We start from the raw sequence: 20,581 nt of genomic DNA, 5'->3' as shown, positions 1-20,581 counted from the left end.
TTTCTAAGATACATCACCAATTAACTTATTGTTATGTTATAACATTTCAATAAATAGTTAATATTTGAGATGTAACAAAATATGAAATCACTTTAGTAGCAAGGCAGAAAGAAGAATAAAAATCTTTAATAATCAGAGGTATAAAAAATATAATAATTAGCAATGCGAATGATAGTGTGAAGGAGAGTCGTAACGGTATTTATCGAAGGGCTGATATAGAAAGGAAAGAATAGATTGATTAGATGAAACTGAAAATAGAGTTTGAGTTAACGTTGACCGTTAAAACAAACTCTATGAATGTAGTGTCGACTATTGTTTTAAAGAACTACGGGCGCAGCTTTAAAACTCGGTCAATGTCTTCTGCAGAATGGCGCTCTGGTACTTGCTCCCACTCTTCGCCAAATGAACGGTTAACCACTCGGCCGCGTTGGAAACCTTCACGCGCTTCTAGCTGCTTCGCCCAGCGCACAACGTTGGTGTAAGACTCAACTTGTAGAAATTCGGCTGCATCGTAGATTTTGCCTAGCACAAGGTTGCCATACCAAGGCCAAATCGCGATATCAGCGATGCTTAGCTCGTCACCCGCCACAAATTCGTTATTTGCTAACTGTTTGTCTAACACATCTAGCTGACGTTTAGCTTCCATCGCAAAGCGGTTAATTGGGTACTCTTGTTTTTCATCCGCGTAAGCGTAGAAGTGACCAAAACCACCACCTAGGAATGGCGCAGAACCTTGTGCCCAGAACAACCAGTTAATGGTTTGCGTTCTTGCTGCCCCTTCTTTTGGTAAGAAGTGACCAAATTTTTCTGCTAGATGCATCAAGATAGATGCCGATTCAAAAACATTAACGTCTTCATCACCAGACTTGTCGACAAGTGCTGGTATTTTAGAGTTTGGATTCACGCCAACAAAGCCAGAAGAGAACTGATCAGCCTCACCAATGTTGATCAAGTACGCATCATATTCAGCTTCTTTAACACCCGCCGCTAACAACTCTTCCAGCAAGATAGTGACTTTTTGACCGTTAGGTGTGCCAAGAGAATACAATTGAAAAGCATGGTCACCAACAGGAAGCTCTTTATCAAAGCGAGCTCCAGATTCAGGACTATTGATGTTTGCCCACTTGTTACCACCAGCAGTATCGTTAACCCAAACTTTTGGCGGAGTGTATTGTTCTGACATGATATTTCCTTATTAATATAGGGTCTCACAAACTGATATTAGGTCACATGCCTGTGGTTAAAACCCCTGAATACGATTTATTTTCAAACTGTTAAGCATGGCTTATTCCAGAAAGACATAACCCGCTTAAGCGTTGGTGTGTGTAAAAGATAAGTCCGTATTCAAACTTCAGTCTAATATCAGAAAATCCCCCGCATCATTTAGCTATGATTTTACGAACGACATACCGACAGCTTCAAGAAAGCTGTGATAAAATCTGGATATTACAATTGATAAGGATTTGGCAATGTCTTCTGATTTCACAGGTTCGAGTGCAGCGTATGCTCGCCAAGAGAAAGGCTACCGCGAAAAAGCACTAAAACTGTACCCTTGGGTTTGTGGTAAATGTGCGCGTGAATTTGTTTACTCAAACCTCCGAGAGCTTACCGTTCACCACGTGGATCACGACCATACAAACAACCCTGAAGATGGCAGCAACTGGGAGCTACTGTGCCTGTACTGTCACGATCATGAGCATTCAAAATACACTGACCATGAGCGTTATGGTGTGGATGCAAAAGCGAGTTTAGATGATCATCAGTCAGCGACACACAACCCGTTTGCTGACCTAGCGAAGATGATGAAGAAGTAACACACCTTCAGAGTTGCCTTTGGTAGATGGTAACTGGTAGATAATAGATAAATAACAAGAAACCCCAGTATGTCACCATACTGGGGTTTCTTTTATCTGCCGTCATAACCAAAGAATAGAGTTCAGGTAGGCAGGATCAAAAAAGCCTTCCGAAGAAGGCTTTTTAAGAATCAAATCGAATTACGCTGCCGCTTGTTTGCGAGACTCTTCTACCTGTTTAGCGCGTTGTTTTAGCGTTAATTTATCGCGGTATGCAAACCAAACGTAAGACACAACCACTAAGAAGAACAGGTATGACAATGAGAAAATGAACGGCGATTGAATGATATCGTTCGAGATACCCCAAGAAACACCGATAACAGTCACTGCAATTTTCGCAAAAAAGCCACACATCAATAGCACTAATGCTAACTGTGGGAAACGCGTACTGCGGAATGCAAGCCAGTAACAACTACCAACTGCTAGAGCCGCAACATAGAAGCCGAATAGGAAAGAGTGAATATGGTCAGCTGCCGCTACACCACCAGAAATTGACATCAATAAAATTAAAAACAGTTTCATAATACTCGCCTCACCATAAGTTGGAAACGCATCCTTTCAAATTTGGAATCTCAGTTTGCGTACTATTTTCCCACTTTTTACGGACAACACAACCCCTCCAATCGAACAAAATGTAAGCAAAGGTGCTAACAAAAAGCCCCCTTAACAATTACGTAACATTCTGTTTTTAATAAAACTCCGTTACTCCTTGTCTCATATGAACAAAGCGCTATTTCGATTTATTTTGTTACACAAATTTAACCTTGGAAATTAATTAAAATTATTTGTAACTCTGTGATATCCGCACGGAATACGTGTCTATTCAAAAACCATCACCTCAAAATCCCTGAAATAATAAGAAAACAGAGCGAAAAAGAACAAAACAGAAAGGTGTTGAATACATTTTAAAAACCAATAAAAAACAACTCATTAACAAACTGAATTTAATTTACCGAAAATGGAAAAAGAGATTCCAATCACATTTTTATTGGTTATAATCCGCGCTCTTTTGCGCCATCTGTTGATAAACGCAAACTAATTTTGAAGAAACAATCACAATAACCCGTCTTTAGTTAAGTGGCTCTCCACTAACCGATGACAAAACTGAGAATAAAAATGAGCAAGATTGATAAAGCAACACGTATCCTGCTAGCAGGCTTCTGTATCAACCTTTGTCTTGGCATCCTGTATGCTTGGAGTGTATTTAACAAAGCGCTAGTAACTGAAGCTGGTTGGAGTGCTGCTGAAGCATCTTCACCTTACGCTATTGCAACTATCACATTCTCTGTTTGTCTTCTTGTTGCGGGCATCCTACAAGACCGTATGGGTCCACGTAAGATCCTAATCCTAGGTACGGCTCTAACAGGCCTAGGCATGATTGCTTCTGGTTTCGCTACAACACCTATGATGCTGAACATCACGTTCGGTGTGATGACAGGTGCTGGTATCGGCTTCGGTTACGCATGTCTTTCTCCATCAGCAATGAAGTGGTTCCATTCTTCTAAGAAAGGTATGGTTAACGGTCTTATCGCAGCAGGCTTCGGTCTTGCAGCTATCTACCTAGCACCAGTAACTTCTGCGCTAATCGACAGCATGGGTATCCAAACTAGCTTTATGATTCTTGGTGTTGGTGTACTTGCAATCGCAGTACCTCTAGCAGCAACAATCAACAACCCACCAGCGGATTACACGCCAGCTGAGCCTAAAGTAAAAGCAGGCCAAGCTCCTAAAGCGGTTAAGAAGACTGAAGACCTAACTTGGAAAGTAATGCTGAAGACTCCTCAGTTCTACTCTCTATGGATCATGTACGCATTCGCTGCATCTGTTGGTCTAATGATAATCGGTAACATCACTACGATTGCTAGCGTTCAAGCTAACCTGCCAAACGCAGTTTACCTAGCGTCTATCCTTGCAGTATTCAACTCAGGCGGCCGTGTTGCTGCTGGTATGCTTGCAGATAAAATCGGTGGTGTACGTACTCTACTTCTAGCGTTCATCCTTCAAGGCGCGAACATGGCTCTATTCGCTACGTTCAACTCTGAATTCACGCTAATCATTGGTACGGCTATCGCAGCTGTTGGTTACGGTACGCTTCTAGCAGTATTCCCAACACTAACTGCTGAGTTCTACGGTCTGAAAAACTACGGTACTAACTACGGCGTGCTTTACACGGCATGGGGTATCGGCGGCGCTATCGGTGCAGCAGTTGTTGGCTTCTCAATGTCAAACGGCGAAGGTTACGGCCTAGCTTACACAATCTCTGCAGTTATGATGGCAGTGTGTATTGTTCTAGCAATCATCACTAAGCCAATCTCTGAAGCTAAAGTTGCTGAACTAAAAGCATCACAAGCTTAATCCACAGAAAAGATTGAATTTGTTACTAAAGAGCTTAACCTTGGGGTTAGGCTCTTTTTGTATCAAGCGACTTCTCCATTGACGACCGAAACCACTCTTCAGCTCTCCCCTACTTATTATCTCGACAACTTCAATCGGTTGGTTGAACACGCTCAAACGCTCTACCCCGATCTTCTGAGTGACGATGAATGCCGTTGGTTGTCCGCATACAAACGTCTTTCCGTTTCAAGCCAATGCTTAATGGTACGTTTGCTTTCCCGCAAAGGCCGTTGGTTTCGCAGCGATAAACTCAACTATGTTGAGATCCCTGATCTAAATACCGCACTACAAGAGCTAAGCAGCTCAGGCTTCATTGCGTTGAGTCATCCCGAAGAACAGCATGACCTCGTCATTAGTGAGGTCGAGATCGGGTTGCACTTGCTCACCAAACCAGAGCTGTTGAGTGTATTCCCTGCCCTTGAGAGCCACAGAACTGCCAAAAAAGGTGAGCTGTTGATACGGCTTGATCAGCAAGCTTTTGATCAATTTCAGAGCCTAACTTTCGACTGTATTTATGTCGTCGAATCTCAAGTTATCGATGTATTACTGTTGCTGTTCTTTGCCAACACCTATCAAGACTTAAGCCAGTTCGTGTTAAGCGACCTTGGGCTCAATACCTTTGAGAACTACCCATTAAGCAAGCAGCGCCGCTTCTTCACTTCTAGAGATCAACTCAATCAATTACTCCAGATGCGCGATATTCAACGCTTGTATTCAGAAGGTGACCGCAAAGATGGCGAGTTTCTGGAACTGCTTTTAAATTCGATTCCTGAAGAATCAGAGCACAGAAGCATTGCCAGAAAACGCTCGCGTTTGATCAATGATATTGCTCGCGATCTAGAAAGGCTTAACCTAAACGACCAAGCTATCTTTTGGTTCAAGCAATCTACACTTCCTCCGAGCAGAGAGCGACTTGCGCGCATCTGTGATAAGCAAGGTACGCTAGACTTAATGTGTGACATTGTCACGCAAATGAAAGCTACTCCAACGGATGTGTCAGAGTTGGAAGTCGCGATTAAGCTTGAAGACAGGCTACTCCGGAAACAGGGGCACAAAGTTTCACGAACCATAAAGCCGAGCTGCAAAGAGATAAGACTGGAATTGGACCTCAGCCAAACGCGAGTCGAGCTTGCGGTGAAGCAGCATTATGAGAACCAAGGTTGGGATGTCTACTTTTCTGAAAACAGTTTTCTGTGTGGCTTGTTTGGTTTGGCTTTCTGGGATGTCATTTTCGCAGACGTTGAAGGCGCCTTTATCAATCGATACCAACATCGACCATTGGATCTGTACCATTCAGATTTCGTAGACAAGCGAGCCGAACAGGTTGAAGCCGTGTTTCAGACGATATCCAAACATGGGCTGAACCATTTGCTCAATACTTACGATGAAAAGCGAGGTATCGCGAACCCCTTTGTTCATTGGAATTATTTTACTAAGGCACTCATCGGGCACAGCATGGCTTCAATTCCAAATGCCTTGGTTGTCGATCTCTTCAAAGTGATATTGAGTGATTTAAAGCTATTTAGAACTGGGATGCCGGATTTGATTGTATTCAAGGGCGATGAGTTTTATTGGATTGAAGTCAAAGGCCCTGGCGATAAACTGCAAGACAACCAGTGGCGCTGGATTAAAGAGTTTGAGCGATTGTCTGTCCCCTTCTCTGTTTGTTACGTTAATCAGTGAGTCTTAGCTCTTAACTGTTGGCTTTTAGCTTTTAACTCTTAGGGCTTAAATCTAGCTAGGTCTAAACTCCAATTTCTGATCACAAGCGAGTAACGCGCATCGACAAGTCACTCGTCCCATCAAGATCTTATCTATAAGATTGTTAGAACATGAGCATTTTCAATCATTTTCGATATAATTATAGAAAATGCCTAATATTTAAATACGTATGAATTTGAAAAAACTCTTCATTTTAGCTTTTGTTAGCGTCTTCTCAGGTTGTGCCGTCTACGCGGGTTTAAACTTCGACGAGCTGTTTGGTAAACAACAAGTTCGCGACCGCCAAGCGCCTATTCTTTCGGCTCAAGCACAGCACTTCATTGACGAAGTAAAGCCCATCATTGATAACCGATGCGTGGTTTGTCACGCTTGTTATGATGCCCCTTGCCAACTCAAAATGTCTTCAGTGGAAGGCATAGACCGAGGCGCGAGCAAAGCACTCGTTTATCAAGGCACCCGCTTGACGGCATCAGCCCCTACTCGCTTGTTTGAAGATGCGTTAACCACGCAAGAATGGCGCGATGCGGATTTTCATCCAGTCCTCAATGAGCGAATGCAGAACTCAACGGCTAACCTCGATGCTGGTCTTGTTTCTCGTATGTTGATCCAGAAAGAGAATCACCCTCTGCCCGATCAAACCCAGCTTGAAGGTTTCGACTTTTCAATCGATCGCGACCAACAGTGCCCAACGATTGAAGAGTACGCTCAATACGAGAGAGATTACCCAACTTGGGGGATGCCTTATGGGATGCCGAACTTAGATAAAACCGAATACGCGACTTTAATGAGTTGGTTAGAAAATGGCGCGTTAATGAACGACCACATTCCGCTGAATGATGCAGAACAAGAGCTCGTTAATGTCTACGAAAGCTTTTTAAACAAGAGCGACAATAAGAGTCAACTTTCAGCACGTTATATCTACGAGCACCTGTTTTTATCTCATGTCTATTTTTCTGATTTAGCTCAACCAACGCGTTTCTTTACTGTTGTTCGCTCTGCAACACCACCAGGTGAAGCGGTGCAGCGCATCACGACTCGTCGCCCTTATGACGATCCAAAAGTAGACCGTGTTTACTATCGTCTGATTCCAGAGCAAGGCACCATCGTCGACAAAACGCACATGCCTTTCGCACTTAATAAAGAACGTCTACAAAAGTGGAATAGCTGGTTTGTCGACGTTAATTACACCGTAAAACAACTTCCTAGTTACGATATTGATGTTTCAGCTAACCCAATGACTTCGTTTGAAGCGCTGCCAGTAAACTCGCGCTTCAACTTCATGTTAGATAACGCGCAAAACACCATCATGGCCTACATCAAAGGACCTGTGTGTCGTGGTCAACTTGCCTTGAACGTGATTAACGACCGTTTTTGGGTTTTCTTCATCGACCCAGAGAAAGCCGATTTACCAGAAATAAATGCCTTCTACGCGAGCCAAAAGAAAAACTTAAAGCTGCCTAGCGAGCTAAAAAGCAACACCGTACCTGTGACCAACTGGGTAAGATACGCGAAGCAACAAGCGCGATACTTAAACGCGAAATCAGACTTCACCAACCAATGGTTCGAGAGTGGCGTAAACCTAGACACTAGCATCATTTGGGATGGCGATGGTATCAACCCGAATGCTGCTCTCACCGTCTTTAGGCACTTCGATAGCGCCTCTGTTGTACAAGGGTTAATTGGCACGCAACCTAAGACTGCGTGGATTCTTGATTATGCTCTTCTAGAGCGTATTCATTATCTTCTCGTTGCGGGCTTCGATGTTTACGGCAACTTTGGCCACCAACTGATTACACGCATGTTCATGGACTTCTTGCGTCTTGAAGGTGAGAGTAACTTCTTAACCCTTCTTCCTAAAGACGTTCGCCACATTGAACACTCTAGTTGGTACCAGAACCAGAGCGCACAACTGAGTGACTACTTGCAACGAAACATTGCTCCTTTTGATCAGCCGACCAGCGTAGTTTACAAAACGGCTGATCCGAAGCGTGAACTGCTTAATATGATCAAAGATAAGCTCGCACCTGTTCTCGATAATCGCTTTGAGATTGTTGAAACGGGTTTTGGTAGAAAGAATGAAGCACTGCTTAATCAAGTGAATTTGATTAAGGGAGAAGGCCTACGCCATGTGCCTCAATTAGTGATGATCATGATTGAAGGTGAAAACGGCGAAGAACAGCTGTTCACCATGATTCATAATAACGCGCACAGCAACATTTCTAGCTTGTTTAATGAAGAAGGTAACCGTGATTACGCCAATGATGACCTAACCCTCGTAAGAGGCGTTGTCGGTAGCTACCCTGCGGCTTACCTGTCATTAACCGAGAGCGAGATTCCGACTCTGGTCAAAACGCTGCAAAACTTAAACACGGAAGAGGACTACGTGGCGCTGCTAGACAAGTTTGCGGTACGACGCAGTTCTAGCGAGTTCTGGCCATTCAGTGATCGCGTTCATCGTTGGTATCAACAAGACCAACCAATTGAGTTTGGTTTGTTGGATTACAACCGCTTTGAGAACCGCTAGTTATCATCCATAAACCATAAAAACAAAAATCCTCTGTCTTGGCAGAGGATTTTTTAATCTAATAGTAGTGAAAATCAAACATGTTGCTGAAGTGCTGTAAGAGAGTCTTTAACCAGCTCGGTCAAATGTTCAGCGCTGTCACTGTATTGCGATAATGGATTACTACTCATCTCAATGTTCTTACACACATCAAATAAGGCTAACAGTCCTAAGCTCCCCGCTGACCCTTTAAGTTTATGAGCAAGTGATTTAACGGCACGGCTATCATTCGAGTCGCTTGCATCCACGAGTTCGTTTAAAGTCTCTCGGCTACTTTGTTCAAAAAGCCCGACAATCGTCTGCATTTTCTCTTTTCCTAGAATAGCAAGATCGCCTTCTATCACCTTAACGTCAATGATCAACACATCGGCTTCCTCTTTTCCTTGGGCTATTTGGGGTTTATCAATAGGTTGATGCACCGAATCAATTTCGCCATTTTGAACACTGCAAATACGATCATTGGGATCGGGCTGTGGCAGTAGTAGCTCATGCTCAGCTAACTGGCTGTTCACCAATTTAGCCAATGCTTCTTTTTCCAATGGCTTAGGTAAGAATCCATCGAATCCCGATACTAGATACTCTTCAACTTCTTCGTTAAATACATGCGCCGATACTGCGATCATTGGAGGTTCTGAACGTTGGATCTCAGCATTACTATTAAGCACTCGTAAATCATCTTTCAGGTACTGAATCAGTTCGATGCCATCGCAATCGGGTAAGTTGATATCAACTAAGGCGATATCAAAATCTTGCTCTTTAAAGATAGCTCGAGCTTCTTGCCCGGTTGTTGCGAGCACCACCTCATGTCCCAAGTTGTGCAAAAAGCCTTCAGCTACGATGCAGTTTACTGGGTTGTCTTCTATCAAAAGAACCTTAGCTCGAATACAAGCTTCAATGACCGGCACTTTCGTTTCTATCTTCTCACCGGCTTCAAGTGGCAATGAGAACCAGAACTGGCTGCCCTCGCCTTCTTCAGAATGAACGCCAATATCCCCGTTCATTGCCAACATGATACTTTTACTGATCGCTAATCCAAGCCCTGTGCCGCCGGTTTTGTTACGACCACTATCGGTTTGGGTAAAGGCATCAAACAGACAAGCTTGTTCGCTAGCGTCAATTCCGACACCGGTATCTGACACTTCAAACATCACTCGATTTTCATCTTCGATATCTAAGCTGATAAAGATATCGACCGAGCCACTTTCCGTAAACTTAATCGCGTTGCCGACCAAGTTATTCAAGATTTGGCTTATTCGCGTTACGTCACCACGCCAATAGCGTTGCACGTCACTTTCAATATGGAAATCAAAATTCAGCTTCTTCTCAGCGGCGCGCCCCTCCATCAATTGGTAGGTATCTTGAACCATCTGATGAAGGTCAAACGACGCCGTGCGGATTTCCAGATGCCCCGCTTCTATCTTTGAGTAATCCAACACGTCATTCAAAATCGCGAGTAGGTTCTTACCGCTGCGGTTAATGATGTCAGCATAGCCGGATTGCAGCGGGTCTAGCCCGGTATCTTTGAGCAATCTTGCTGTACCTAGCACACCGTTCATCGGCGTTCGTATTTCATGACTCATCGTCGCAAGGAAAGCGGATTTAGCTCGACTTGCTTGCTCAGCGGCGTTACGAGCTTTAGCGTGATTCCCCACCTCGATATTCAGCTTCTCATTGGTCTTTTGCAGTTGATAGGTTCGGTCAGTAACCAATTCTTCTAAGTGTTCTTTGTGCTCTTCAAGTTCGCGTTTCGCCTTTGCTTCACCCACCGCGACCACTTGCAGTGCCTGCGCGGTGTTCCTGGCTGTAATGATCGCCTCGCCCATATGTGCCAGCTCATCATTACCCTTTACCGAGATATCAATATTCAGGCGACCTTGTGCGATAGACATCAAGGCCGATGAGTATTCCGTAAGACGTTTAACAACCGAGATATACACCACTCGCCACACGATAAATGCGACGATAACCAAGCCAATAACCGAAATCACAGACAGCGACCATTGAGCCAGATTCAACGTGCTGGTCAGCTCATCAACCGCTTTTTTGGTGCTGCGGTTTGAATCATCAACCAGTTGGTTAACCGTTGTATTCAACTGAGAGAACAACTCCAGTGTATTTTGCATCAGAAACTCTGACTTTTTGGTGTTCTCATATTGTTCTAATGAAATATCGAACACGACTTGGCGTTTTCTGAGCTCTTCTAGAAGCTGAGACATCTGCGCTGAACGAGTAGGATCTTCGACCGCTTTAACGCGGCGCGCCATGATTCTTAGGTTGGATTCAAATTCTGATTGGATTTGATGAATACGCTCTACGTTGGTAACGGTTTGCGTTTCTTCAATTTGGTTAAGCATTTTGAACGCCAGCAAATGTAATTCGTGTAGGCGTTCAGACAAATCAAGGTCAACCTCAACAAGCGCATCTAGGGCTTGGTAGGCTTTATCCGTTTCTTTGGTTTCTAGCAGGTCATAGATATGCGTGACGTTCGCAACCGCAATGGTAGCCGTGTTCAAAACTTGGGTTCGCGTCAGCTGTTCTAGCTCTTCGGCCAATAGGCGCATCTCTTCGACACGAGACGACAACTCTTTGCTTAACCAAAGCTTACGCTCAACCGACACACCCAGCTCAGCCAGTGTGTTAATAACGCTTTGAACATTGTTTTCGAGTTTATTGAGGAGCTGAGAATCGAAACTGTCGACACCAAGCTCTTTGATATGTTTAAGAAGCGACTCAAGTTGGTCAAACAGTACGGTGCCAGCCTCTTTTCTTTCGGCCTCGTTTCTCGCGTTAGAAAGTGTTTGTACTGACGAAATAATACGGTTACTCAACTCAGAAACCTGACGAGCTTCGATCATGGCAGGAAGCGCCGAATCAACGACGTTTCTTTCCGTTTTTGCTACAAAGCTAAAACCAGAAACACCAATCAATGCAGACAATAGAACCAACAGTGCCATCACTAAGAATGAGGCCAGCAGCTTGCGTCCAATACTCGCTGAAGCTAACAACATAAACTCTAAACCTTAAAACGTTCTTCTTTACCCATGCAGAATACGCTATATTTTGCAGTGTTTCTTATCTAAAACCAATAAAACGGCAATTCATGCTATCTAGACCTTTCGCTTCAATAATTCTTCTCTCACTACTGACCTCAGTGACTACTGTCGCAGGTGCTAGCGAGCCTTTGAGCCCAATAAAACCCGCCGATGCCACATCGCAAAAAGAGAAAATCTGTGCCATTTATCCGCACCTAAAAGACTCATACTGGTTGTCTGTGAACTACGGAATGATCTCTGAAGCAGAAAAGCAGCAAGTTGAGCTAAGAGTATTGGAAGCTGGCGGTTACCCCAACGTAGCCAAACAAGCCTCACAACTGGTGCTTTGCACGCAATGGGGAGCCGATGCCATTATTTTAGGCACCGTTTCACCCGATGCATACCATGACAATCTCAGCGATTGGGTTGGCTCGACGCCTGTGTTTGCTACGGTGAATGAGTTAACCGTCAATGAAGAACAACAGAAGGTACTGAAAGGCACAGTCGGTGTCGACTGGTATCAAATGGGCTACCAAGTCGGAGAGTTTTTGTCGAAACGACACCCGAAAGGATCAGGCGAAACACCTATCGCCCTGTTACTTGGCCCGCAAGCGAGTGGCGGCACTAAGCCTGTAGCACTGGGGTTTTATGATGCGATCAAGTCGAGTGATATCAAAATTGCGATCAGCTATTGGGCAGATAACGATAAAGAATTGCAAAGAAACCTAGTACAACAGGTGATCGAAGAACCTGATATCCAATATATAGTCGGAAGTGCCGTCGCGATTGAAGCAGCGATCAGTGAGCTACGCGCGGCCGATAAAACCGAAGAGATTGGGTTAATTTCAAGTTACCTAAGTCACGGAACCTACCGTGGTTTACTTCGTAACAAGGTACTTTTTGCACCAACAGATAAGATGGTTGAGCAAGGTCGCTTGTCGGTAAAACAAGCCACGAGTTACTTACGCGGTCAACCTTACGAGCAACACAGCGCACCGATTATCGAAGCGCTGACACCAGCAACACTCAAAGATCAAATTATCGCCGACTCATTGTCACCTTCTGAGTTTCGTCCGGTATTCAGTGTGAATCCTTAGTGCTATATTGGCTGAAGAACTCAAAACAATAAAAACGAAACAACAATTTAGGGAACATTCATGCAAAAAACGACGCGTACTATGCCAACACACAAGCATATCGCTTTGGTCGCTCATGACCACTTCAAACCTGAGCTACTAAGATGGGTCAAAGAGAACAAAGAAAAACTTCAAAAGCACTTCCTTTACGCAACGGGCACGACTGGTTCTCTGCTGAGTAAAGAGACAGGCCTAGCAATCAAGAGCATGATCAGCGGCCCTATGGGCGGTGACCAACAACTTGGCGCGCTTATCTCTGAAGGCAAAATCGATATGCTGATTTTCTTCTGGGATCCACTTAATGCTGTACCACACGACCCAGACGTAAAAGCACTGCTTCGTATCGCAAGTGTTTGGAACATTCCTGTGGCCACTAACCGCGCTACCGCTAACTTCTTGTTTAACTCTTCACTGCTTGAAGAAGAAGTAATCATCGAGATCCCAGACTACGAAGCGTACCTAGCTGAACGCACGTAATCGCACGTTAAATGTGATCTCTACTGAACAGACTAAAAAGCCTGCATTTTATCGCAGGCTTTTTTATGTCTCGTTTTCAGGCATTAAACAGTTCAATCATAAAACAGTGCGAGAGTCTCTCTATTTATCGCTCCACACTGCCATCTCGTTACCACTTGGCTCTCTGAAATGGAAACGTCTGCCACCGGGAAAGCTAAAGATCTCACGGTTTATCTGACCACCAGCATCAATTACATCGCGCTCGGTTTGCTCAAGATCTTGGCTATAAAAAACCATCAGCGCCGCGCCGTTATCCGTATTCGACGCCAGATCCGCCAAATAGAAGCCGCCCATTAAGCCTTTGCCTTCAAAAGCAGAATACTCAGGGCCATAGTCTTCAAAGTTCCAAGCAAACACTTGGCTGAAAAACGCCTTAGTTGCGGCGATGTCTTTCGCAGCAAATTCAATGTAGTTAATAGAGCCGTGTTCCATAGCAAACTCCTTATGCTTTATGCGTCTGCCTTGTAATATTAAGTCAGGGCTTGAAGATCTAATCTTAGACAATCAAGTCAAGTAACATCACTTTTTACGAACAACTGGGTAATCAGAACCATGCAGCTCCTGCACAAAGCCAGACCCGTCACCGCTGTGCGTGATCCATACTTTCTCTTTTGCTCGCGTCATTGCTACATAGAACAAACGACGCTCTTCCGCATAAGGGAACGCGTCTGATGATTCAGTCAATGCGCCATCAATATGCAGCTGTTTCTTCTTGGTCGGGAACTGTCCTTCGTCAACACAAAGAATAATGACAAAGTCCGCCTCTTTACCTTTACTGCCGTGGCAAGTCATGAACTTGATATCAATGGAAGTGAAGATCTTCTTCCAGTCTTCCAACAACTCTGGCTTGTGGTAATGATTACGTCCAAGTAGCAGCACCGATTTATTGGTTTTGCCTTTAGATTGGCGGTTCAATTGGTCGAGGATCTTCTCAACTTCTTTACTTGGCGCACTGTACACCGCCTTCTGCTTCTGTTGCTTGAAACTGTTCAGTTCTTTCGGAATCTGAATTGGGTTTTCTTGTACAAAGCGATTAGCCACCGCACCTAACTGATTGTTAAAGCGGTAAGTCGTATCTAGGTGATGAATGGTCGAGCTTTCAAAACGATCCTTAAAGCCCGTGGTTAAATCCACATCCGCACCCGCAAACTGGTAAATCGACTGCCAGTCATCGCCTACTGCAAAAATAGAGGCTTGGAGCTCGGCTTTAGACTGATTACAAAGAGCTTCAACCAAGGCAAGACGATCAGGTGAGATGTCTTGATACTCATCGATCATGATGAACTTCCAAGGTGAGATAAACTTGCCCTTCTCGACATACTGAGTCGCTCGGCTGATCATGATTGAGAAGTCGATATGGTTGTGTTCTTTCAACTCCTTTTGCCACGCGGTTACACATGGCCAACACAGTGACAGTTCGCTGTTGAGGCGCGTATAGTCTCGATGATCAATCAGCTGTTGCTGTACTTCTTTTTTCGTTAAGCCCGACGCATTCAACTGTTCAAGCTGCTTTTCAAGCCAACCGATCAATTTGAGGTTTGAAACATGGCTACCAAGCTCATCATCTCCGGTTAAATAAGCGATTGGCCATTTAGACAAGTGCTTTTGCCAACGTTTAAAGTTGGTCGGTGTCATCCAGTGCTTCTTCAACCAATCAATGCACCATGCTTGGCGTTGGTTGTCATCGAGCGCTAAAGGAGAAATAACCACACGTTCGGGTTCAACTTGATTGAGTATCTTTAAACCCAACTGGTGGAAAGTGCTGACTTGTACCTTCTCGGCAGATAAACCAATTTTGCTGTCGAGGCGCTGTTTCATCTCTTCTGCCGCTTCACGACCAAAGGCGAGCAATAACAACTCTTCAGCTTGAGCTTGATGACTTTGCAGTAAATACGCGACGCGAGCCGTTAGAACACTGGTTTTACCCGAGCCTGCACCCGCTAAAATAAGGTTGTGATCATCATTCATCAATACCGCATATTGCTGCGATAAGTTCAGTGGTGACGACTCACATTGCGCAAACAACACTTCCCAGTTTTTTCGCTCGGTCTCTAGCCATTGCTGATTTCTTTCAGCTTGCTTGATTTCCGTTTCAGACAACCATGGCTGCATTCTTGCGATGCGGTTTGGCATGCGCTGCGCGGCTTCATCCAGAGTCATCGTCATGCTTTCTAAGCCAGAATTGACCATATCAACCCAAGTATTGACCTTAGAATGCGGTAGAAAAGCAGGGAGTTGCTCAAGACGTGTTAATTCAGCTTCCCACTGAGGAACGTGTTCCGCCAATTGTTCACATTGAGTGTCGTGCCACTTCTGATAAGCGGCCACTGACGCGCGTGCAAATTGACGACATTGATCCCAAGGTAAGCCTTGTACTAACCAACTGCGCTGTGTTCCATCTTGTTGATTAGCAAAAAATTGTAGCGAGCCCCAAAACAATCCGCGTTTGATCGCGATCTTGCCACTCCAAATAGTAAACGGGATACGCTCTTCACTGCCTACTGAAGATAACAGCAAGCGTGGACCATCAAGTTCAACCTGATGATATTCATTTTGAATAAAAAACTGTGCAGTCTTGTTAGCGCTTAGCTGCATTGGAGTGTGCTCTTAATTGGGAATATTGAATTTATATCATGATGCAATGAGAATTAATAATATCTCATATCTTATCGACGCTTTCATGACCACCTACGGGCAATTATGGATAAGTATCAAATTCTTGTGCTTGATTTCTGTTAGGATTATGGTTTTTAGTGTGTCAAGTGAGCGACTGTGGACTTTTCAGCCAAATTACGCCTCTATTGGGCGAATAAAACCATAAATTACAGCGTATTAATTCTCATCACTCTGCTCGGTGTGGTGGTGCCTGCTTGGTATTATGGACAAAACACACTGATCACGCCTTTGATCTTAGGCGTTATTGCTGCGGCTCTTGCGGAAAGTGATGACAGCTTTACCGGGCGCTTGAAAGCACTCACGCTGACCTTTATCTGTTTCGCGGTTGCGGCTTTCTCTATTGAACTTCTCTTCGATACGCCTTGGCTGTTCGCGATCGGGCTTTTTGTTTCAACCTTCTCTTTTATTATACTCGGGGCAATTGGCCCTAAATACGCGAGTATCGCGTTTGGTTCTCTCTTGGTTGCCATCTATACCATGCTTGGTGCACACGAGAGCACCAACCTTTGGTTTCAACCGCTTCTACTGTTAACTGGCGCCGCTTGGTACTACTTCATGTCGATGATTTGGCAGATAGTGTGGCCAATGCAACCGGTGCAGCAAAACCTAGCCACGGTATTCGATCAAATCGGTAATTACATCGATTCAAAAGCGGAACTCTTCTACCCCGTTTCAGACTTGATTCCCCAGCCACACCGAATCATTGAAGCCAAACTCAATGCGAGTACCGTTAACGCACTCAATATGTGCAAAGCGACGCTGCTTAATCGCTCTAAGCGCGGGCACATTGACGGCCCTAGTGACCGATTTCTTAACACCTACTTCATCGCACAAGATATTCATGAACGCGTAAGCTCTAGCCACTATCGTTATCAAGAGCTAGCAAAACACTTCGAACGCTCTGACGTGTTGTTTCGATTTAAGTATCTACTGGAAGCGCAGGCAACAGCTTGTAAAGAAGTGGCAAGCTCATTGAAAGTTGGCGCTGAATACCAACATGGTGACAAGTCTGTACTGGCACTTGATGAGCTGATGTCTTCGCTCAATCACCTGCACCAACAGAACAACCCTGAATGGAAATCACTGCTGAACCAGTTGGATTACTTATTCAATAACCTAGCAACCGTTGAAAAACAGCTTTCGAATATCAGCAACCCAGATGCAGAGAAGATTGAAGAAGGTGTATTGGACGATACCAATCCTCATACTTTGACGGCAATGTGGCACAAGATCAAAGCTAACTTGCACACCGATTCAATGCTATTCCGCCACGCGATTCGCATGGCGATCACTTTGACGCTAGGCTACGGGATTATCCAAGGGTTTGATATTGAAAGAGGTTACTGGATTCTACTGACAACGCTGTTTGTGTGTCAGCCAAACTACAGTGCAACCCGTCAAAAACTGACGGCACGTGTCATTGGCACAGTCGCAGGCTTGTTGATCGGAGTACCGTTACTGACTTTCTTCCCGTCGCAAGAGAGCCAATTAGTGTTCATTGTGATCAGTGGCGTGATGTTCTTTGCGTTTCGAATCAATAATTACGGGTTTGCGACCGGCTTTATCACACTGCTTGTGCTCTTCTGCTTTAACCAATTAGGTGAAGGCTACGCGGTAGTATTGCCAAGGTTAGCGGATACCTTTATTGGTTGTGCTCTCGCCGTGCTTGCTGTCATTTATGTGTTGCCTGATTGGCAATCGAAGCGACTGCACAAAGTGATGGCGGATGCGCTCGATTCCAATAAGAACTATCTCGCTCAGATCATCGGCCAATACCGTGTTGGTAAGAAAGATAGCCTTAACTATCGTATCGCTCGACGTAGTGCGCATAATAATGATGCAAACCTGACTGCCGCCATCAGTAGCATGTTGGTTGAACCGGGTAAGTACCGTACCTCTGAAGATGAGAGCTTCCGATTCTTAACACTCAATCATGCTCTACTTAGCTATATCTCGGCTCTGGGTGCTCACAGAACGCGTATTGATGATGAAGCGACACACAAACTGGTGCTAGATGCGCACAGAGTAATCCACCAGCATCTCGACGCTCTAAATGATCAGCTCTATTCTCATAAAGAGCATTGTGAAGTGAAAAACGCTTATGACCCGGAGTTGGATAAACGTTTGAGTGAATGGCGAGAAGAAGATGAGAATTCTGTCAAAATGGTTCTACAACAGCTCCATTTGATCTATCGAATGCTTCCAGAACTGCATACCTTAGCGACCAAGTTTGCCGTTAAGGTTAAGATCGACAAGTCGTTTGAAACAGAAGCTTCTTGAGCAACAAACAAAATACCGTAAAAACAAAAAGATAACGCCAATTGCTTATCTTTTGATCATCACAAATATTTATACATTGCTTTGCCCATACCCCTAATTGGGTAGAGCAATTACTTACCTACCCTTGTGCCACAAGGGTTGAAGGCGTTTTTACATTGTGGGAATTTTCTGACTTTGATTGACCAAGCCTTAACTTTGCCTAACATTTCTCGGACAAAAAACGACCACAGGAATTTATAGTTGTCTTAGTTTCAAGAAACTTCAAACATCATTTAATATTCACTTAATCTTGTTTGATTTCCTGAATCAGTAGGCTATGCTCTAAAGAGCATATGGATTTGAACAAAGGTCACACTATGAATACACAGCAATTTGAAGCATTTAAGCAGCAAATACAGCTTCTTAGCCCACAACAATTAAAAGCACTTCAGGGTGAGATCGACGGCAACCTTGAAACAGAGAAGCCTTCTTTGCTTACTGATGAAGAGTTAAACGCGCTAAATGACCTGTTCAGTTAATAGACAGACATCACTATTTTAGCCTAAGTTCACATTTTCACCGTAAATTTCATCTGTTCACCATTGCGCTCAAAATATCGTCCGCCTAGACTCATTTCATACGTCAATAAAAGGTTCTGATATGTCGATATCTGGTATTCAATCTGGTTACGCCATTATTCAGCAATCCACTAACATGGCTGAAGAAGCCGCAATCGAGCTCAACCAAGCCTCCAAACACGCTCTAGATTCCGACGACACTTTCCAAACTAGCGATCTCAGCTTTAATCAAATAGAGCCTGAACAATCCATTTCTTTTAAAGACAAAGAACCTGAACCTGCTTCATCTTCAACCGATTCCCTGATTAAACTGACACAAAGCGCAAGTTATAACCGCGTTGGTGCGAGTGTGGTTGATCGTCAAAACGAAGCCATCGGTAGCCTTCTCGACATTCATATCTAAATTTCGCTCAAATACAGCCTATATTTCGCGAAACTTCGCTGCTTTTTGCTTCAACAACCACACAAACTGTAACTCATTATATCAGGCGCTTGTTTCTGGTTTATTACTCGGTAGAATCAGCGCAAACCAATTTGCTGCACAAACTTTACTTCATACTATTTATGCCAAAACTAAATCTGCATCGCCGTGACTATGTTTCTATTTTAGGAGGCGACATCTCCGCAGACGAATTAGAAAAAAAGCTTCAGCCTCATTTTGAAAAGCCAGTAAATAAGCTGACACCTAGCCCCTACCTGACAGAAAAGAATCTCACACGTCGTTGGACAGCGCTCGATAATGCAGATTCACAGCAAGAACTGCTCGACTCTCATACGCAAAACCAGATCCAAGCTTATGAGAAAAACATTGAGCACTTTATTGGCACAGTTAAAGTCCCTGTCGGTGTGTCTGGCCCACTGAGAGTCAATGGCCTATTTGCTACGGGCGATTACCTCGTACCACTCGCGACCACAGAAGCTGCGCTTGTCGCGTCTTACAATCGTGGTTCTAAGCTAATTACAGCTTGTGGTGGTGCAAGTGCTATGTTGCTCAATGAAGGTGTAACACGTACTCCTGGCTTTGCATTCCAAGGATTAGTTGAAGCCGGACAGTTTGTGGCTTGGGCTGTAACTCAATATGACCAGTTCAAGATCTTGGCAGAATCAACAACATCACACGGCAAGCTGACCGACATCAACATCAACATCGAAGGTAACCATGTTTACTTGGTGTTTGAATTTCTAACCGGAGACGCTTCTGGTCAGAATATGGTGACCATCGCGACCAATGCCGTGTTTGAATACATCATCGAAAATACGCCAGTTAAGCCTGACCATGCTTTCCTTGATGGCAACCTATCAGGTGATAAGAAAGCCAATACCCAAACCTTGCGTAGCGTTCGTGGCAAAAAGGTGACGGCAGAAGTGAATATCCCTGCTGAGCTTGTCGCTAAGTACCTACACACGACACCTGAGAAGATGGTCCAGTTTGGTCAAATGACCACAGTCGGTGGCGCTTTGAGTGGTACTATCGGTATCAACGCCCATTATGCGAATGCACTGGCGGCACTTTACATCGCTTGTGGCCAAGACGCGGCCTGTGTCGCTGAGTCAGCGATTGGTATGACGCGTATGGAACTCAACAAAGAAGGCGGTTTATACGCTAGCGTGACACTGCCTAACTTAATGGTGGGAACTGTCGGCGGTGGTACCGGCTTACCAAGTCAAAAAGCCTGTTTAGATTTACTCAGTCTACATGGCAACGGTAAATCACAAGCCCTAGCTGAAGTTTGTGCTGCACTGTGTTTGGCGGGTGAGCTATCGATTGTGGGCGCATTTTGTGCAGGCCACTTTTCACGAGCGCACCATAAGCTAGCTCGTAAATAACCTTTATCTAATTTGGCTTGTTCGA

General features: G+C 44.4%; 15 protein-coding genes. 10 read left to right on the top strand and 5 right to left on the bottom strand.

Annotated features, from left to right (window positions below):
• Positions 1 to 325: 325 nt before the first annotated feature.
• Entirely contained in the window at positions 326 to 1,183 is an 858-nt protein-coding gene (gene yghU / locus AB6E85_RS04335) for a glutathione-dependent disulfide-bond oxidoreductase (RefSeq protein WP_048608718.1), read from the bottom strand.
• 286 nt (positions 1,184 to 1,469) lie between these two features.
• Between yghU and AB6E85_RS04330 the strand changes: the two genes are divergently transcribed.
• A complete protein-coding gene (locus AB6E85_RS04330) occupies positions 1,470 to 1,814 on the top strand; it encodes a YajD family HNH nuclease (RefSeq protein ID WP_017060876.1) in 345 nt (114 codons plus the stop codon).
• Positions 1,815 to 1,994: 180 nt separating this feature from the next.
• On the opposite strand, the gene AB6E85_RS04325 is transcribed toward AB6E85_RS04330, so the two are convergent.
• Positions 1,995 to 2,375: a hypothetical protein gene (locus tag AB6E85_RS04325; RefSeq protein ID WP_050652201.1), complete on the bottom strand. Its 381-nt coding sequence runs from the start codon at positions 2,373 to 2,375 to the stop codon at positions 1,995 to 1,997.
• A gap of 594 nt (positions 2,376 to 2,969) precedes the next feature.
• Between AB6E85_RS04325 and AB6E85_RS04320 the strand changes: the two genes are divergently transcribed.
• The 3 genes from AB6E85_RS04320 to AB6E85_RS04310 all read left to right on the top strand — a co-directional run bounded on the left by AB6E85_RS04320 (position 2,970) and on the right by AB6E85_RS04310 (position 8,493).
• Entirely contained in the window at positions 2,970 to 4,208 is a 1,239-nt protein-coding gene (locus AB6E85_RS04320; protein ID WP_048608721.1) for an OFA family MFS transporter, read from the top strand.
• Between the two features lie 57 nt (positions 4,209 to 4,265).
• Positions 4,266 to 5,930: a VRR-NUC domain-containing protein gene (locus AB6E85_RS04315; protein ID WP_372141599.1), complete on the top strand. Its 1,665-nt coding sequence runs from the start codon at positions 4,266 to 4,268 to the stop codon at positions 5,928 to 5,930.
• A gap of 208 nt (positions 5,931 to 6,138) precedes the next feature.
• Positions 6,139 to 8,493, top strand: a complete 2,355-nt coding sequence (locus AB6E85_RS04310) for a fatty acid cis/trans isomerase (RefSeq protein WP_372141598.1) — start codon at positions 6,139 to 6,141, stop codon at positions 8,491 to 8,493.
• Positions 8,494 to 8,567: 74 nt separating this feature from the next.
• Here the strand turns inward: AB6E85_RS04310 and torS are convergent, their stop codons facing one another.
• Positions 8,568 to 11,486 (bottom strand): TMAO reductase system sensor histidine kinase/response regulator TorS, encoded by a 2,919-nt coding sequence (gene torS, locus AB6E85_RS04305; RefSeq protein WP_372141704.1) that lies wholly within the window; start codon positions 11,484 to 11,486, stop codon positions 8,568 to 8,570.
• Between the two features lie 146 nt (positions 11,487 to 11,632).
• On the opposite strand from torS, the gene torT reads away from it, so the two are divergent.
• Complete coding sequence (gene torT, locus AB6E85_RS04300) at positions 11,633 to 12,661, top strand: TMAO reductase system periplasmic protein TorT (protein ID WP_372141597.1); 1,029 nt, start codon at positions 11,633 to 11,635, stop codon at positions 12,659 to 12,661.
• A gap of 60 nt (positions 12,662 to 12,721) precedes the next feature.
• Complete coding sequence (locus AB6E85_RS04295) at positions 12,722 to 13,177, top strand: methylglyoxal synthase (protein WP_017064778.1); 456 nt, start codon at positions 12,722 to 12,724, stop codon at positions 13,175 to 13,177.
• Positions 13,178 to 13,297: 120 nt separating this feature from the next.
• On the opposite strand, the gene AB6E85_RS04290 is transcribed toward AB6E85_RS04295, so the two are convergent.
• Both AB6E85_RS04290 and helD read right to left on the bottom strand, forming a co-directional pair.
• The gene (locus AB6E85_RS04290) at positions 13,298 to 13,648 is read right to left on the bottom strand and encodes a VOC family protein (protein WP_086967759.1); all 351 of its coding nucleotides are present in this window, start codon (positions 13,646 to 13,648) and stop codon (positions 13,298 to 13,300) included.
• Positions 13,649 to 13,735: 87 nt separating this feature from the next.
• Positions 13,736 to 15,811, bottom strand: coding sequence for a DNA helicase IV (gene helD, locus AB6E85_RS04285; protein ID WP_372141596.1), 2,076 nt, complete (start codon positions 15,809 to 15,811; stop codon positions 13,736 to 13,738).
• A 177-nt stretch (positions 15,812 to 15,988) separates the two neighbouring features.
• Here helD and yccS point away from each other — a divergent pair, with 177 nt between their 5' ends.
• The 4 genes from yccS (at position 15,989) to AB6E85_RS04265 (ending at position 20,556) form a co-directional block, all read left to right on the top strand.
• Positions 15,989 to 18,172, top strand: coding sequence for a YccS family putative transporter (yccS, locus tag AB6E85_RS04280; RefSeq protein ID WP_102332913.1), 2,184 nt, complete (start codon positions 15,989 to 15,991; stop codon positions 18,170 to 18,172).
• Between the two features lie 332 nt (positions 18,173 to 18,504).
• Positions 18,505 to 18,690: a hypothetical protein gene (locus AB6E85_RS04275; protein ID WP_029235859.1), complete on the top strand. Its 186-nt coding sequence runs from the start codon at positions 18,505 to 18,507 to the stop codon at positions 18,688 to 18,690.
• A gap of 121 nt (positions 18,691 to 18,811) precedes the next feature.
• On the top strand, positions 18,812 to 19,132 hold the full coding sequence (locus AB6E85_RS04270; protein ID WP_248384031.1) for a hypothetical protein: 321 nt from the start codon (positions 18,812 to 18,814) through the stop codon (positions 19,130 to 19,132).
• 161 nt (positions 19,133 to 19,293) lie between these two features.
• On the top strand, positions 19,294 to 20,556 hold the full coding sequence (locus AB6E85_RS04265) for a hydroxymethylglutaryl-CoA reductase (protein ID WP_372141594.1): 1,263 nt from the start codon (positions 19,294 to 19,296) through the stop codon (positions 20,554 to 20,556).
• The last annotated feature ends 25 nt before the right edge of the window (positions 20,557 to 20,581 follow it).

Origin of the sequence: Vibrio sp. 10N.247.311.51 (assembly GCF_041467855.1) — a bacterium.
GTDB lineage: Bacteria > Pseudomonadota > Gammaproteobacteria > Enterobacterales > Vibrionaceae > Vibrio > Vibrio coralliirubri.
Note: the sequence above shows the minus strand (reverse complement) of the source record. Positions and strands in the feature narration are given on the sequence as shown.